The organism is Microbispora sp. NBRC 16548, assembly GCF_030268985.1.
Classification (GTDB): domain Bacteria; phylum Actinomycetota; class Actinomycetes; order Streptosporangiales; family Streptosporangiaceae; genus Microbispora; species Microbispora catharanthi.
In genome coordinates, this window is record NZ_BSSF01000028.1 from 15,292 (window position 1) to 29,751 (window position 14,460).

At 69.3% G+C, this 14,460-nt stretch carries 14 protein-coding genes; 11 read left to right on the top strand and 3 right to left on the bottom strand.

The genetic code is table 11. The features are described 5' to 3' along the window. The first annotated feature begins 84 nt into the window (after positions 1 to 84). The 8 genes from QSK36_RS40695 to QSK36_RS40730 all read left to right on the top strand — a co-directional run bounded on the left by QSK36_RS40695 (position 85) and on the right by QSK36_RS40730 (position 9,465). Positions 85 to 966 (top strand): transketolase, encoded by an 882-nt coding sequence (locus QSK36_RS40695; RefSeq protein WP_285786105.1) that lies wholly within the window; start codon positions 85 to 87, stop codon positions 964 to 966. An 8-nt stretch (positions 967 to 974) separates the two neighbouring features. Further along, positions 975 to 1,925 (top strand): transketolase family protein, encoded by a 951-nt coding sequence (locus QSK36_RS40700; RefSeq protein WP_285786106.1) that lies wholly within the window; start codon positions 975 to 977, stop codon positions 1,923 to 1,925. Further along, positions 1,918 to 3,396 (top strand): FGGY family carbohydrate kinase, encoded by a 1,479-nt coding sequence (locus QSK36_RS40705; protein ID WP_285786107.1) that lies wholly within the window; start codon positions 1,918 to 1,920, stop codon positions 3,394 to 3,396. The genes QSK36_RS40700 and QSK36_RS40705 overlap by 8 nt, the downstream gene beginning before the upstream one ends. A gap of 114 nt (positions 3,397 to 3,510) precedes the next feature. Beyond that, a complete protein-coding gene (locus QSK36_RS40710; protein WP_285786108.1) occupies positions 3,511 to 4,203 on the top strand; it encodes a DUF2291 domain-containing protein in 693 nt (230 codons plus the stop codon). Then, a complete protein-coding gene (locus QSK36_RS40715; protein WP_285786109.1) occupies positions 4,200 to 5,732 on the top strand; it encodes a sugar ABC transporter ATP-binding protein in 1,533 nt (510 codons plus the stop codon). The genes QSK36_RS40710 and QSK36_RS40715 overlap by 4 nt, the downstream gene beginning before the upstream one ends. Next, positions 5,729 to 6,805, top strand: coding sequence for an ABC transporter permease (locus QSK36_RS40720; protein WP_285786110.1), 1,077 nt, complete (start codon positions 5,729 to 5,731; stop codon positions 6,803 to 6,805). The genes QSK36_RS40715 and QSK36_RS40720 overlap by 4 nt, the downstream gene beginning before the upstream one ends. Positions 6,806 to 6,953: 148 nt before the next feature. Next, positions 6,954 to 7,925 (top strand): D-ribose ABC transporter substrate-binding protein, encoded by a 972-nt coding sequence (locus QSK36_RS40725; RefSeq protein WP_285786111.1) that lies wholly within the window; start codon positions 6,954 to 6,956, stop codon positions 7,923 to 7,925. Between the two features lie 325 nt (positions 7,926 to 8,250). Next, complete coding sequence (locus tag QSK36_RS40730) at positions 8,251 to 9,465, top strand: DUF1593 domain-containing protein (RefSeq protein ID WP_285786112.1); 1,215 nt, start codon at positions 8,251 to 8,253, stop codon at positions 9,463 to 9,465. A 205-nt stretch (positions 9,466 to 9,670) separates the two neighbouring features. Here the strand turns inward: QSK36_RS40730 and QSK36_RS40735 are convergent, their stop codons facing one another. After that, the gene (locus tag QSK36_RS40735; RefSeq protein WP_285786113.1) at positions 9,671 to 10,087 is read right to left on the bottom strand and encodes a DUF6223 family protein; all 417 of its coding nucleotides are present in this window, start codon (positions 10,085 to 10,087) and stop codon (positions 9,671 to 9,673) included. 364 nt (positions 10,088 to 10,451) lie between these two features. Next, a complete protein-coding gene (locus QSK36_RS40740; RefSeq protein ID WP_285786114.1) occupies positions 10,452 to 10,853 on the bottom strand; it encodes a DUF6223 family protein in 402 nt (133 codons plus the stop codon). A 271-nt stretch (positions 10,854 to 11,124) separates the two neighbouring features. Between QSK36_RS40740 and QSK36_RS40745 the strand changes: the two genes are divergently transcribed. Both QSK36_RS40745 and QSK36_RS40750 read left to right on the top strand, forming a co-directional pair. Next, positions 11,125 to 12,381: a sensor histidine kinase gene (locus tag QSK36_RS40745; protein ID WP_285786115.1), complete on the top strand. Its 1,257-nt coding sequence runs from the start codon at positions 11,125 to 11,127 to the stop codon at positions 12,379 to 12,381. Beyond that, positions 12,378 to 13,076 carry a response regulator gene (locus tag QSK36_RS40750; RefSeq protein ID WP_285786116.1) on the top strand — a complete coding sequence of 233 codons (699 nt, stop codon included), beginning with the start codon at positions 12,378 to 12,380 and terminating at the stop codon, positions 13,074 to 13,076. Before QSK36_RS40745 ends, QSK36_RS40750 begins: the two co-directional genes overlap by 4 nt. On the opposite strand, the gene QSK36_RS40755 is transcribed toward QSK36_RS40750, so the two are convergent. Further along, positions 13,046 to 13,243 carry a hypothetical protein gene (locus QSK36_RS40755; RefSeq protein WP_183541892.1) on the bottom strand — a complete coding sequence of 66 codons (198 nt, stop codon included), beginning with the start codon at positions 13,241 to 13,243 and terminating at the stop codon, positions 13,046 to 13,048. The genes QSK36_RS40750 and QSK36_RS40755 overlap by 31 nt on opposite strands. A 197-nt stretch (positions 13,244 to 13,440) precedes the next feature. Here QSK36_RS40755 and QSK36_RS40760 point away from each other — a divergent pair, with 197 nt between their 5' ends. Next, positions 13,441 to 14,415 (top strand): AraC family transcriptional regulator, encoded by a 975-nt coding sequence (locus QSK36_RS40760; RefSeq protein WP_182903979.1) that lies wholly within the window; start codon positions 13,441 to 13,443, stop codon positions 14,413 to 14,415. Positions 14,416 to 14,460 lie beyond the last annotated feature (45 nt).

Below are 14,460 nucleotides of genomic sequence, written 5' to 3' on the forward strand. Positions count from 1 at the left end.
CTGAATTTCCATTCACTGTTGACTGTGCTTCGGCGTGACGCCAAGATGAGCCTGAGAATCAATTCACTACTGAATAGGTATTCGATGCTCCAAGTGGACAGGGAACAGGTCAAGCGGTGGCGGGCATTGCGACGCCTCATCGAGACCTCGGATCCCCAGGCTCAGGCCCAGGCGCTGCGCGCGGCGTCGGACAGCTCGCGTGCGGCCGTCCTGCGGACGATCCGTACGGCCGGCATGGGCCACGTGGGCGGCGATCTGTCCGTGCTCGACATCCTGACCTGCCTGTACGCGGCGGTGCTGCGGGTCGACCCCGAGTGGCCCGACTGGCCGGACCGGGATCGGTTCATCTTGAGCAAGGGCCACTGCGCCGCCGCTCTGTACACCACGCTCGCGCACAGCGGGTTCTTCCCGCCGTCGGCGCTTGGAACGTTCATGGCGCCGCTCTCGCCGCTGAACGGGCACCCGGATCGCACCAAGGTGCCGGGTGTGGAGACCAACACCGGCCCGCTCGGCCATGGCCTGCCGGTCGGTGTGGGCGCGGCCATCGCCGGGCGTCTCGCCGGATCGTCCCGGCGGGTGTACGTCGTGCTCGGCGACGGCGAGTTGCAGGAGGGCAGCAACTGGGAGGCGGCGATGGCCGCCGGCCACCGGGGGCTGGACAATCTGATCGCCGTGGTGGACCGTAACCGGCTACAGCAGGGTGCGCGTACGGAGGCGACCAACCGGCTGGAACCGCTGGCGGACAAGTGGCGCAGCTTCGGCTGGCAGGTGAGCGAGGTGGACGGTCATGATCACTTGGCGCTGCTGTCGGCCCTGGCGCCCGAGTCCACCGGGCGGCCGACGTGTGTCATCGCGAACACGGTGAAGGGCAAGGGCGTCTCTTTCATGGAAGACCGAGTGGAGTGGCACCACAAGGTGCCCTCGCCGCAGCAGACCGAAGCCGCACTCCTGGAACTGGCCCAGTGAGCGGCGCCGTGACCACGGGAGAGACCTTCGACTGCCGTGTCGCCTTCGCCGACGAACTGCGCGCGCTGGCACGCGACGACGAGCGGATCGTGGCCGTGTGCAACGACTCCGTCGGCTCCAGCAATCTCGGGGGGTTCGCCGAGGAGTTCCCCGATCGCCTGATCAACGTCGGCATCGCGGAACAGGACATGGTCGGCGTCGCGGCCGGTCTGGCCGGGGGCGGGTACGTGCCGTTCGTCTGCGGCGCCTCGCCGTTCCTGACCGGACGGGCGCTGGAGCAGATCAAGGCGGACCTCGCCTACAGCAACGCCCACGTCGTGCTGTGCGGGATGAGCCCCGGCATGGCCTACGGCCCGCTGGGGCCGACCCACCACTCGATCGAAGACCTCGCCTGGCTGAGGGCCATCGCCGGCATGACCATCGTGGTTCCCGCCGATCCGGTCCAGACCCGCGGTGCGGTGCGGTGGGCCCTCGACCACGCCGGTCCGGTCTTCCTGCGTATCGGCCGCTTCAAGGTGCCCCAGGTGATGCCGGACGGGGAGCCGTTCCAGATCGGCCGCGCCGGCACGCTCGTGGAGGGCGACGACGTCACGATCGTGGCCGCCGGCACGCTCGTTTCGCGTGCCGTCGAGGCGGCCGCCCGGCTGCGCGCCTCCGGCATCCGCGCCCGCGTGCTGAACATGGCGACCATCAAGCCGCTGGACGAGGCGGCCGTCCTCGCCGCGGCCACGCAGACGCGCGGGATCGTCACGGCCGAAGAGGCGACCGTCTACGGCGGGCTGGGCGGAGCGGTCGCGGAGTTCGTGGTCCAGCACGCACCGGTGCCGATGAGGCTGCTGGGTGTGCCGGGGGTGTTCGCGCCCACCGGCGAGACGGAGTTCCTCCTCGAGCACTTCGGACTGACCGCGGAGGGCATCGCCGCCGCCGCGCGGGATCTCACGGGTCACCACCGTGGGTGACCCGCTGATCCTGGCGATCGACCAGGGCACGAGTGCCACCAAGTGCCTGCTCGTGGATGCCGCCGGATATGTCGTGGCTCGTGCCTCGATCCCGGTGGGCATCGAGTACCCGCACCCCGGCTGGGTCCAGCAGTCTCCGATGGACATCTGGGCGAGCGTGCGCGACGGCGTCGCCCGGTGCCTGGCCGGTCATGACCCGGCCGCCGTCGCCGCCGTCGGGATCAGCAACCAACGTGAGTCCCTGATGCTGTGGGAGCGCGCCACCGGGCTCCCGGTCGGGCCGATGCTCGGCTGGCAGGACCAGCGGACCGTCGACGCGTGCCGGCGGGTGCGGGCGAGCGGTGCCGGCGAACTGGTGCGCGGCATCAGCGGGCTGCCGCTCGATCCGATGTTCAGCGCGCTCAAGGCCCGGTGGCTGCTGGACCACTACGACCCGGACCGGCGGCGGTCCGGGCGCGGTGAGCTGTGCCTGGGCACCGTCGACTCCTGGCTGATCTGGCAGCTGACCGGTTCGCACCGCATCGAGATGGGCAACGCCGCGCGCACCCAGCTGCTCGACGTCCGCCGGCGGGCCTGGAGCGACGAGCTGCTGGACCTGTTCGGCGTGCCGCCCGAGGTGCTGCCCACCCTGACACGGTCGGACGGGCCCTTCGGCGAGATCCGGAACCTGCCCGGGCTGCCGCCGTCGGTACCGCTGGCCGGTGTGCTGGGGGATTCGCACGCGGCCCTCCTGGCGCACGGCGCTGTCACACCCGGGCTGGTCAAGGCGACGTACGGGACCGGGTCCTCGGTGATGGGACTCGTCGACGGCCTCGACGAGGTCCCGCAGGGGATGTGCCTGACCATCGCGTGGGACGACGGCGCGGCCGCGTACGCGGTGGAGGGCAACATCAGGGCCACCGGCGCGGTGCTGGCGTGGCTGGCGACGCTGCTGCGGACGACTCCAGACGATCTGGTCGTCATGGCGGAGGGCGCGAGCAGCGCGGGCGTGGACATCGTGCCGGCCTTCGGCGGGCTTGCCGCTCCCTGGTGGGACGAGCACGCCACGGCCACCATCAGCGGGCTCGCCCTGGGCGCCACTCCGGAGCAGCTCGCCCGCGCCGCCATAGAGTCGATCGCCCTGCAGGTCAACGACGTGGTGGACGCCGTGGCCCGAGGCGTGGGCCCGGTGCGCTGCCTGCTTGCCGACGGCGGCGGCAGTGCCAACAGCATGCTGATGCAACTGCAGGCCGACCTCAGCCGGACGCCGGTGTGGCGGGCGCGGACCCCGGACCTCTCGGCGCTGGGGGCGGCACACCTCGCCGGCCGGACGGCGGGTGTCTGGAGCGACGACGACCTCCGCGAACTGCCCAGGGACCGTGACGTCTTCACGCCGTGTGCCGACGGCGCCGGACCAACGGGGCGGATCGCCTCCTGGCACCTGGCGGTGGCCAGGGCCCGTCTGCGCCAGCCGGACGAAACCACCGGCTGACCAGCGCCGTTACCTCGATTTAACGACCAGGTCACGACGTCTACGAGTGGTTGACCTGGCGGCAACACAGAGCGACACTATACGCATCTTCAATCGTAAGTGAATGGAAATTCAATGGTCGGTCGGGACAGTCGAGACAAGCGGTGTGACGGCATACCCCGGTCGTCGGCGCTCGGGCTGGTGGCCGCACTCGTCGTCACCGTGGCCGTGGCCGGCTGCGCCCGGGTGCCCGGCGTCTATGTGGTCGAAAAGTCCGGGTCTCGTACGGGTGCCCAGGACGGCGCCTTCGACGCCACGGCGTACGCGGCCGGAATCTGGTCGGCGAAAGTAGTCCCGACCGTGCTCGCCAAGGCCGTCGAGGCGGAGACGGTTCTCAAGGCCGTCAAGGCGGACCCCGCCGAGGCCGGAAAGAAGTTCGGGCGGCAGACCGGCGCGGGAAGCCCGTACGCCGTCATGATCAAGGGCGCCGGGAAGGTGCTGTCGGTGGCGAGGTCCACCGGCGCGGGTCAGCTCCAGGTGGACCTGAACCCGCCGGACGGAAAGGCCGACCTGAACATCGCGATCGGCCCGGTCTTCCTCGGCACCGCCCTGCGCGACGCGGTGGGGTTCATCGGCTTCGGTCAGTTCACCAACCAGGTCGACTACGCCGGCGCGGCGACCGCGCTCAACACCGAGGTGCGCCAGAAGGTCGTGGCTCCCGTAGACCTCGGCAGCGCGGAGGGCAGGACGGTCGGCTTCGCCGGCGCGTTCCAGTTGCTGGACCCGAAGAACATCGTGGTGACGCCGGTGCGGCTGGAGTTGTCGTGACGCCCCCGGACGACCGGCCCATCCTGGTGGCGCGGGACATCAGCAAGTCCTACGGCGGCGTGCGCGCGCTGCGGAACGTGACGTTCACGGCCTACGAGGGCAAGGTGAACGTGCTGGTGGGGGAGAACGGCGCGGGCAAGTCGACCCTCATGAAGATCCTGGCCGGCGCGGAGTCGCCGACCTCCGGCACGATCCTGCTCGACGGGGAGGAGGTCTCCTTCAGGTCGCCGCGGGACGCGATGAGTCACGGCATCGGCATCATCCATCAGGAGCTGAGCCTCTTCCCCAACCTGAGCATCGCGGAGAACATCTTCGCCGGCCGCGAGCCGCGCGGGGCGCTTCGCATGGTCGACTTCGCGGCGGAAAGGGCACAGGCCGCCGCGGTCCTGGCCCGCCTGGGCCTGCGCGTGGACCCTGCCACGCCGGTCGGCGCGCTGCCGATCGGCCAGCAGCAACTGGTCGAGATCGGGCGCGTGCTCGCCGAGGACGTCCGCGTCCTCATCATGGACGAGCCGACGTCCGCGCTGAGCAACCAGGAGGTCGACACCCTCTTCGAAGTGATGGACGACCTGAGGCGGGACGGCGTGACCGTCATCTACATCTCGCACCGTCTCGAAGAGTTCCGCCGGATCGGCGACCACGTCACGGTGCTGCGTGACGGGGGACTGGTCGCGCACGCGCCGATGACCGAGACCGACACCGGCTGGATCGTGCGGCAGATGGTGGGGCGCAGTCAGGAAGGGCTGTTCGCGCACAACAGCGCCGAGGTCGGCGAGGCGCTGCTGTCGGTAACCGACCTGACCGCGCCTGGCCCGGCCGGCCCCGTCCTCGACTCCGTCTCCCTCGAGGTGCGCCAGGGGGAGGTCGTCGGGGTGTACGGGCTGATGGGCGCCGGGCGTACGGAGCTCATGGAATGCCTGATGGGCTCCCGCCGGGCCGGCGCGGGCGAGATCCGGGTGCGCGGCCGGTTGTGCGCCGAGGCGAACGTGCCCGCTCGTCTGGCCGCAGGGCTGGCGCTCGTACCCGAGGATCGCCAGCGCGAAGGTCTGGTGCAGACGCTGTCGGTGAAGGACAACGTCCTGCTGTCCAGCCTGACCGCCCTCAGCCGGCGCTGGTTGCTCTCGCCCCGGCGGGAGAAGTCCTGTGCCCGCGAGCAGGTGGCGGACCTGCGTATCAAGACACCGGCCCTGGACGCCGAGGTCACCGCGCTGAGCGGAGGCAACCAGCAGAAGGTGGTGCTGGCGCGTGCGCTGCTCACCGAGCCGACCGTGCTGCTGCTGGACGAGCCGACCCGCGGTGTCGACGTCGGTGCCAAGGCCGAGATCTCACGGGTCATCAGCGATCTCGCCGGGCGAGGGCTGGGCGTCCTGTTCGCCTCATCGGAACTCGCCGAGGTGATGGCCATGGCCGACCGCATCCTGGTCATGGCCAAGGGGCGGATCACGGGCGAGTTCGAGGCGGGCCGGGTCAGTGAAAAGGAACTCGTCGCGGCAGCCGCGTCGGAGAAGGCACTCGGAGGGCAAGCGTGACCGCCACTGTCAAGGGTGAGACGACACCCACGTCGACACCGGCCGAGCCGCGGGACGCGTCGCGGTGGTCACCGCGTGCCCTGCTGCTTCTACTGCTGCGCGGGCGCACCGCCATCGTCCTGGTGCTGCTGATCGTCATCTTCAACACACTGTCCCCGCATTACCTCAGCCAGAGCAACCTCACCCTGATGACCAAGCACGTGTCCATCAACGCGATCCTGGCCATCGGCGTCACGTTCGTCATCCTCACCGGCGGGATCGACCTGTCGGTCGGCTCGATCGCGGGACTGGCCGGCATGATCGTCGGCGGTCTGCTGTACGAGGGACTGCGGCTGCCGGGAATCACCGTCTACTTCTCGGCCGTGATGGTCATCCTCATCGGCATCCTGGTCGGTACCGGCGTGGGCGCGGTCAACGGTCTGCTCATAACCCGGCTACGCGTGGCACCGTTCATCGCCACCCTCGGCATGCTCTACGTCGCGCGTGGCTTCGCCGATCTGCGCAGCAACGGCGGCACTTTTCCCGATCTGGCCGGGCGCCCGTCACGCGGCAACACCGGCTTCTCGATCATCGGCGTCGACAGCTGGCTCGGCCTTCCAGCGGCAGTGTGGATCATGGTGGTGGTCGCGGCCGCGGCCGTTCTCGTCACCAACCGCACCGCCTTCGGCCGGCGCGTCTACGCCGTAGGCGGCAACGAGCGCGCGGCCGTCCTCGCCGGCATACGGACCAACCGGATCAAGGCCGCGACGTACATGATCTCCGGTGCCTGCGCCGCGCTGGCCGGACTGCTTCTCACGTCCGAACTCGGCGCGGCGTACCCCGACACCGCGACGACCTACGAACTCAACGCGATCGCCGCGGCCGTACTCGGCGGCACCTCACTGTTCGGTGGCAAGGGCACCATCGTCGGCACTGTCATGGGCGCCTTCGTCATCGGATTCCTCAGCGACGGCCTCGTGCTCGTCGGTGTCTCGGCCTTCTGGCAGCTCGTCGTGAAGGGAAGCGTCATCGTCCTGGCTGTTGTGATGGAACAGGCACAACAGCGTGTCCAGGCCCGGGTGGCCTCGCGATAACCCCGCCCGGGCACCCACCGGTTCCACCTCCCAGACGTCGGCCGACGGCCGGCCATACCAGGCTGCGCGGATTCGGCCGCGAAACCGAATATCCATCCGAAGGGAAGTCGACGGGATGACACCTTTATCTGCACCACCACGGCGCGCGGTGGCCGCGTTGGCCGCCGTCGCACTGCTGGCTCTCACGGGCTGCGGCAGTTCGAAGGGCGACTCGAGCGCATCCGGCGCTCCCAGCTCCAGTTCGGGCGCCGCCGGATCCAAGCTCATCGTCATCATCACGCCGTCTCCGGACAACGTGTTCTTCAAGGCGGAGCAGGACGCGGCGGCGGCTGAAGCCAAGAAGCTCGGGTACGAGACGCTGGTCCTCAGCCACGACGACGATCCGACCAAGCAGAGCCAGGAGATCGACACGGCGATCTCCCGCAAGGCGGCCGCCATCATCCTCGACAACGCCGGCGCGGACGCGTCCGTGGCGGCGATCCAGAAGGCCAAGGACGCCGGCATCCCCAGCTTTCTGATCGACCGGGAGATCAACAAGACCGGTGTGGCCGTCGCGCAGATCGTCGCCAACAACGCGCAGGGTGCGGCCCTCGGCGGCCAGGAGTTCGCCAAGCTGATGAACAACAGCGGCAAGTACGCCGAGCTCACCGGTAAGCCCACCGACACCAACGCGGGCGTCCGGTCGCAGGGCTACCACAGCATCCTCGACCAGTACAGCGGCATGAAGATGGTCGCGCAGCAGGCGGCCAACTGGGACCAGACGACCGCGCTCAACATCACGCAGACGATCCTGCAGGCCCACCCCGATATCAAGGGGATCATCGCGGGCAACGACACCATGGCGCTCGGTGCGTACGCCGCGCTCAAGGCCGCCGAGAAGACCGACGTCATCGTCGTCGGGTTCGACGGCAGCCCCGACGTGGTCGACTCCATTCTCAAGGACGGCGTCAAGGCCACCGTGCTGCAGCCGGCCAGCCAGATCGCACAGATGGCGGTCGACCAGGCCGACAAGTACATCAAGACCGGGAGCGCCGGTCAGCCGGAGAAGCAGTCCGTCGACTGCGTACTGGTCAACAAGGACAACGCCGGCAAGGTGAAGGACTTCGCGATCGGCTCCTGACGTAAGACGGCGGAATACCAGCGGAGCGGGGGCTCCGCTGGAGCCGCAATGAGGGCGGCGCTTGGGTACGCGGCGTTCAGGTTCTCCGAGGCTCGGCCGGAATCGGTCAACGGTTCTCGTGGCATGCCTTGCGGCCTTGAACTCACTCTGCGGTGAATCGATCAGACGCTAATTCGGAGGTTATGTGAGTATTACTCGGCGCCGGCTCCTGTACGGGGCCGCGGTCACCTCGGCCGGCCTCCTGGGCATGGCAGGCCCGGCTCATGCGGGCGCTGCCCAGGAGGGCCTGCGACCGTCTCGTGGCCCCGGGCGCCCCCGATTGCTGGTGTCCACCGACATCGGGGGGACCGATCCCGACGACTTTCAGTCCATGGTCCACCTTCTGGTCGCTGCCGATCGCTTCGATTTGGAGGGCATCGTCTCCTCGCCGTTCGGCGCGGGACGCAAGGCGGACATCCTGCGGGTGATCGATCTCTACGACAGCGACTTCGGCAACCTCCGGACGTGGTCGCCCCACTACCCCAGGCCCGAAGCGCTGCGGTCACTGAGCAAGCAGGGAGCGCTCGAATCGGCCGGCCCCAGTGGGGTGGGCACATCGACCGAGGGCTCGCAATGGATCACCCGCTGCGCGCGCAGGCGTGATCCCCGCCCCCTGAACGTGCTGGTCTGGGGTGGTATCGACGACCTGGCCCAGGCACTGCACGACGCTCCTGACATCCTGCCCAAGCTGCGGGTGTACTTCATCGGCGGCCCGAACAAGTTGTGGTCCGTCAACGCCTACGACTACATCGAGACACACCACCCCGACCTTTGGATGATCGAGTCGAACTCGACCTACCGCGGATTCTTCACCGGCGGCGACCAGACCGGCGAGTGGAGCAACACCACTTTCGTCGAGAAGCACGTGGACGGACATGGAGCTCTCGGCAGCTTCTTCGCCGGTCTACTCAGCGGCGTCAAGATGGGAGACACCCCATCTGTGACGTGGCATCTCAACGGAGACGGCAACCCCGGACACCCTGGCTGGGGCGGCCGGTACGTCCCCGTCTGGGACGGCCGCAAGACCATCTTCGATCGCCTCACCACCACAGCCGACGTCGTCGAGGCCTACGGCGTCGTCGAGTGGGTGATCTCGAAACCGGTGGGGTACGGCGCGTCGGACACGACGCGGTTCGTCGTCGACAACCGCCTGGGCGGTCCCTTCCCGACAGGCGTCGACGAAGGCGCTGCGCTTCGGTTCCGCTACTCTCCGAGGGACGCGCGCCCGATGTCCATCGTCGTTCAGAGCACACACTCCGCCCTCGAAGGTCTGACGGGTGGGTTCACCGCCGCACCGCCGCCTGAGGAGCGTTGGAAGTACCCGTCGACAACCCACCGCAACTGGTGGTGCGACGACCAGGGTCCGGCGGCCGCCGAGGGTGTCTGGCCCGGAGCGAAGACCGTCAGCCGCTGGCGGTTGGACTACCTCGCCGACTTCGCGAGCCGTATGGACCGATGCGCGGCACCTCGGCGTCCTCGGGGATCGCCGCATGACGATTGAAACATCCAGTCGCACCCAGACGGGCTGTGCGACGGCCTTTCGATACTCACTCTGGCGCTGATTCCGTGGGGTCGACCCTCACTCGTCGCTGAGAAGGGTGCGCTGCGCGCCTGCTACGGCAGACCTCCTTATGCGGCACGTCCAGGATCAAGCACGAACCAGGCGGGCCGTTGGAGAACGACACGGGCACTGGCCCGGCGCCGGGTCAGGCGGTGCGGCGGGAGCGGGCCAGAGCCAGCCCACCGAGGACCATGGCGATCAGCCCGACCACCAGGTCCACGTAGCCCCCGACTATTCCGTAGCCGGTGCCGGGACCACCGTCGGCGGCGGCCACGACCAGCCCGCCGATGACCGTGCAGGACAGCCCCGCAGCCAGGGCCACGATGGCCCCTCTTCTCCCGGTGCCGGTGCCGATACGACCGGCGGAGCGGGCCAGAGCCAGCCCGCCGATGACGACGCCGGCCAGCCCCACCAGCGCGGCCACCAGGGACCAGAGACGCCCGGCGGTCAAGGTGTAAGCACCGACGGGCTGGACCAGAACGTGCGCGGCTGCCGGTGTGGCGAGCCCCACGATTCCAAGCAGTGCGGCTGCGGCGGTGGCCGGCAGGTGACGGAGGGACATGAGGATCCTTTCGGTTGGATGACGGGCGTCGGCGGCGTGTGCAGCGCGGTGAATCGCCCATGCCGGTCGAGGTGCCGGTGCCGAGCGCCTGGGAGGGGTTACACGAAATCGCATTGACAGGGGGCGAGGACGACCTTCGTGCCCCTCCGCGGAACGGTCCTGTGGAAAGGCGCGTGATGTCGTTCGGTCCTGCGTGCCGGAAATGAAAGCCGAGTCGATGCTGCCATCGGTCAACAGTCGTCGCAGCGCGTGCTTAGTAGGGGCAGCCGTACTGCGCACAAGATCACGAGAAGCGGCCGCCGTGCGACGACCGAGGTGTGTACGGTCATCAGGGGCCTTGATCGCGCGCTTGTATTCGCGGCGGTCAGCCGCTCAGCTGCATGCGGCGTGAGCAGGCCAGAGCCAGCCCGCCGAGGACCGCACCGGCCAGCCCAAGCACCAGGGCCATGGCCGCCCCGAACACTCCGTTGCCGGTGCCGAGACCACCGTCGGCGACAGCCAGTTTCACAGCGCCGTTGAGCCCGCCGGTCAGCCCCGCCACCAGGGCCACGATAGCTTCCCTCCTCCCGCCGTTGTCGATACGACGGACGGAGCGCAGCGCCAGCCAGCCGATGACCACGCCGCCCAGCGCCACCAGTGCGGCCACACTGGCCCAGATTCGCTCAGGGGTCCCGAGGAAAGTATCGACACCCTGGCCCGCACATTCTGCCGGCGTCGTACAGACCGGCGAGGCCGCCTGTACGGCAAGCACAAACAGGACGGACATTGAGGATCCTCTCGGTCGGATGACGGGCGCCCGCAGCGTGTGCAGGACGGTGACTCGGCCTATGCCGGCTGAGGCGCCGGTGCAGACCGCCGGGGAGGGGTGTCACGGAATCGATCGTCGCGCCGTCGAGGCGGCCGGGGCCTCCGACAGCGGACGGCAGTGTCTACGCAGTTCTGCGTAGACGACTCGCACCCAGGTACGCTCCCGGCGGTAGGGCGGTCGCGCGTCTGGGCGGAGCTGTCCCGCACACAGGGAACCGTAGGATCGCGGCATGGAACGCCGCGTGGTGTCGTTGCGCCTGCCGGTGCCGGCGCAGGACGTGTTGCTCGCGCTGTTCATCACCGTGATGCAGGTTCAGGGCACGATAGTCCGCAATGCCGGCGAGGTGGTACAGCGTCCCCTTACCGACTTCGGAAACCTGGGATATGTCCTGCTGATCGTGAGTGGCGTGGTCGTCGCCGTCCGCCGCCGGTGGCCGGTGCCGGTGTTCGTCACGGCCGCGCTCGCCAGCTTCGTGTACTACGGCCTCGACTTCCCGGACGGGCCCGGCTGGCTCGGGCTCTTCGTCGCCCTGTACACCCTCGCCGCCTACGGGGACGGGCGCCGGTCGCTGGTGATCGCCGGCGTGGGCACCTCGGTGCTCGCCATCGGCTGGCTGGTCGCTGCGGCCGACATCGAGCCACGCGCGGCCATCGGCTGGGTGTTCTTCCGGATCGGCGCGTCGGTCATGAGCGCGGCCCTTGGCGAGTCCGTCCGGTCCCGACAGGTCATCGCGGCCGAGGCCCAGGAGCGCGCTGAGTTGGCTGAACGGACTCGCGAGGAGGAAGCGCGGGCGCGTGTGGACGCCGAACGGCTCCGGATCGCGCGCGAGGTCCACGACACCGTCGCGCACGCCATAGCGATCATCAACGTCCAGTCCGGTGTCACCGCGCATGTGCTCGACAAACGGCCGGAAGTGGCGCGCGAGGCGCTGCGCGCCATCGAGCAGACCAGTTCCCGGGCGCTGCAGGAGATGCGGGCCGTCCTCGGGGTACTCCGTCACGACGACGGTGACGACAACGAGGGGCGGGTGCCGTACCCCGGGCTGGGGCAGATCGACGAACTGGCCGCCAAGGCACGCGAGGCGGGACTCGACCTCAAGGTCGAGGATGCCTCGCCCGCGGCGCCGTTGCCCAGCGCGGTGGGCAGTGCCGCCTACCGAATCGTTCAGGAATCGATCACCAACGTGGTCCGCCACGTCGGTCCGACCCGGGTGACGGTAGCGCTGAACCCCGGGGTCGAGGCCTTGGAGATCCGCGTAACCGATGAGGGCCGCCGCGCCGCCCCCGGTCATGACTCCGCGGATCCGCGCCTACCGGCCCGGCATCCGAGCGGCACCGGAGGCTCGGCCAAGCCCGGCCGCGGCATCGTCGGCATGCGCGAGCGCTGCCGGCTGCTGGGCGGAGAACTCGACGCCGGGCCGCTTCCGGGTGGCGGGTTCGAAGTCAAGGCACGACTGCCCCTCGCGCCGACCGGGCCGCGCTTATGAACGCGGCGGCCGCCTCACCGTCGACCAACGCCCAGATCAAGGTGCTGCTCGCCGATGACGAGGGTCTCGTGCGATCCGGGTTCAAGGTCCTGCTCGACCTCGAGGACGACATCACGGTGGTGGGGGAAGCCACCAACGGTGCCGAAGCCGTCGAACGGGCCCGCGCCGCCCGCCCCGACGTCGTCGTCATGGACATCCGCATGCCCAAGCTGGACGGGATTCAAGCCACCGCCCGGATCGCCGAGACGCACGGGTTGGAGCAGGTCCGAGTCCTCATCCTCACCACCTACGACACCGACGAGTACGTCTTCGACGCGTTGCAAGCCGGCGCGAGCGGCTTCCTGCTCAAGGACGCCGGGCCGGCCGAGCTCCTGCACGCCATCCGGGTGGTCGCCGCCGGAGACGCGCTGCTCGCGCCGCGGATCACCCGACGCCTCATCGGCCAGTTCACCGCGCTACGAACAGCCGCTCGCGCCGGGGAGGACCGGCTCGCGGTGCTGACCGAGCGCGAGCGCGAAGTGCTGGCCCTGGTGGGGCGGGGACTGAGCAACCACGAGATCGGCGCCGAGTTGTTTCTCAGCCCGGCCACCGCGCGCACCCACGTCAGCCGTGCGATGGCGAAACTGGGTGCGCGCGACCGTGCGCAACTGGTCGTCATCGCTTATCAGACAGGACTGGTCAGCCCGGCGATGTAAGGCACGGCCACGTCGCGTTCGCGTAGCGACTGGGGCGTGGCCGTGCCCGGCATCGCCCGCAAGCCGGTCTGTCGCGTGCCGACGTGGTCGACCAGCACGAACCGCACCTCGGACAAGATCTCGAGGTGCGCCGAGTGGTTCACCACCACCCGCCTGAACTCCTCCATCGCTCAACGCCACCCCAGCGAACCCGCTGGAATCAATGGTCTCCACCGACGCCGGGGCGGTTTACGGAGAACCGCGAACAAATACGTACGCCGCCTGGTCTCAATAGGAATTTCCCGCGGAACGCGTCATTTGCATGGAACGCCGAGAAGCCTCCCGCGATTATCCGATTGAGAGATCGTCGGAGTGGGGGAGAGCGATGGAAGTGCTGCTCGGCAACAGACCCGTCTTCGCCAGCACCGACCTCGACGAGGTCCGTGAGGAGGTGGCGAGGATCTTCTGCCCGCATCGGCTGGACCTGACCGGTGCGGCGTCCCTGCTGTCGGCCCGGTTCAACTCCGTCGGGCTCGGCTCGGTCCGGATCAGCTACCTCGACTACGGGGCCGATGTCCGGATCGAACCCGGCGACCTCGGCACCTTCTTCCTGGTGATGATCCCGCTGGCCGGGCGCAGCCTGATCCGCAGCGGGAGCCAGGAGATCGTCTCGACTCCGACGACGGCCGCCCTCCCCTCTCCGACGCAGCATCTCGACATGCGGTGGGCCGCGGGCACCCCCAAGCTGATCGTGAAGTTCGAGCGCACGGCGGTCGAACGCTCGCTGGAGCAGATGCTCGGTGAGCCGCTCGACCGGCCGGTCGTCTTCGACCTGGGCGTGGACCTGACCGCGGGGTGGACGCGCGCCTGGCGGGCGATGGCCGACCTGATCGTCCGCGAGGCCGAGCACGACGACGGGCTGACCGCGCAGCCGCTGGCCGTCGCCCACCTGGAGAACGCGCTGCTCACCTCCCTGCTCACGATGCAGCCCTCCAACTACCGGGACCGGCTGGCGGCGCCTCGGCCGCCCGTGCTTCCCAAGGTGGTGCGCCGGGCGCTGGAGTTCATCGAGCAGCACGCCCACCTCCCGATCAGCACCGAGGACGTCGCGCGGGCCGTGGCGGTCAGCGGCCGCTCGCTCCAGGAGGGCTTCCGCGTCCACGTGGGCCGCACGCCGATGGCGCAGCTCAGGGAGGTACGGCTGACCAAGGTGCACGAGGAGCTCGCCGCCGGGGATCCGGCCCGCTACACCGTCACGAGCGTCGCCGCCCGCTGGGGCTTCCTCCACCAGGGCCGGTTCGCCGCGCTCTATCGCCAGAAGTACGGCCGGCACCCGTCCGAGACCCTGAGACGCGGCTGAGGCGGATCCCGCGCCAGATGGACGGAACCCGCGCTGAGCGGATGG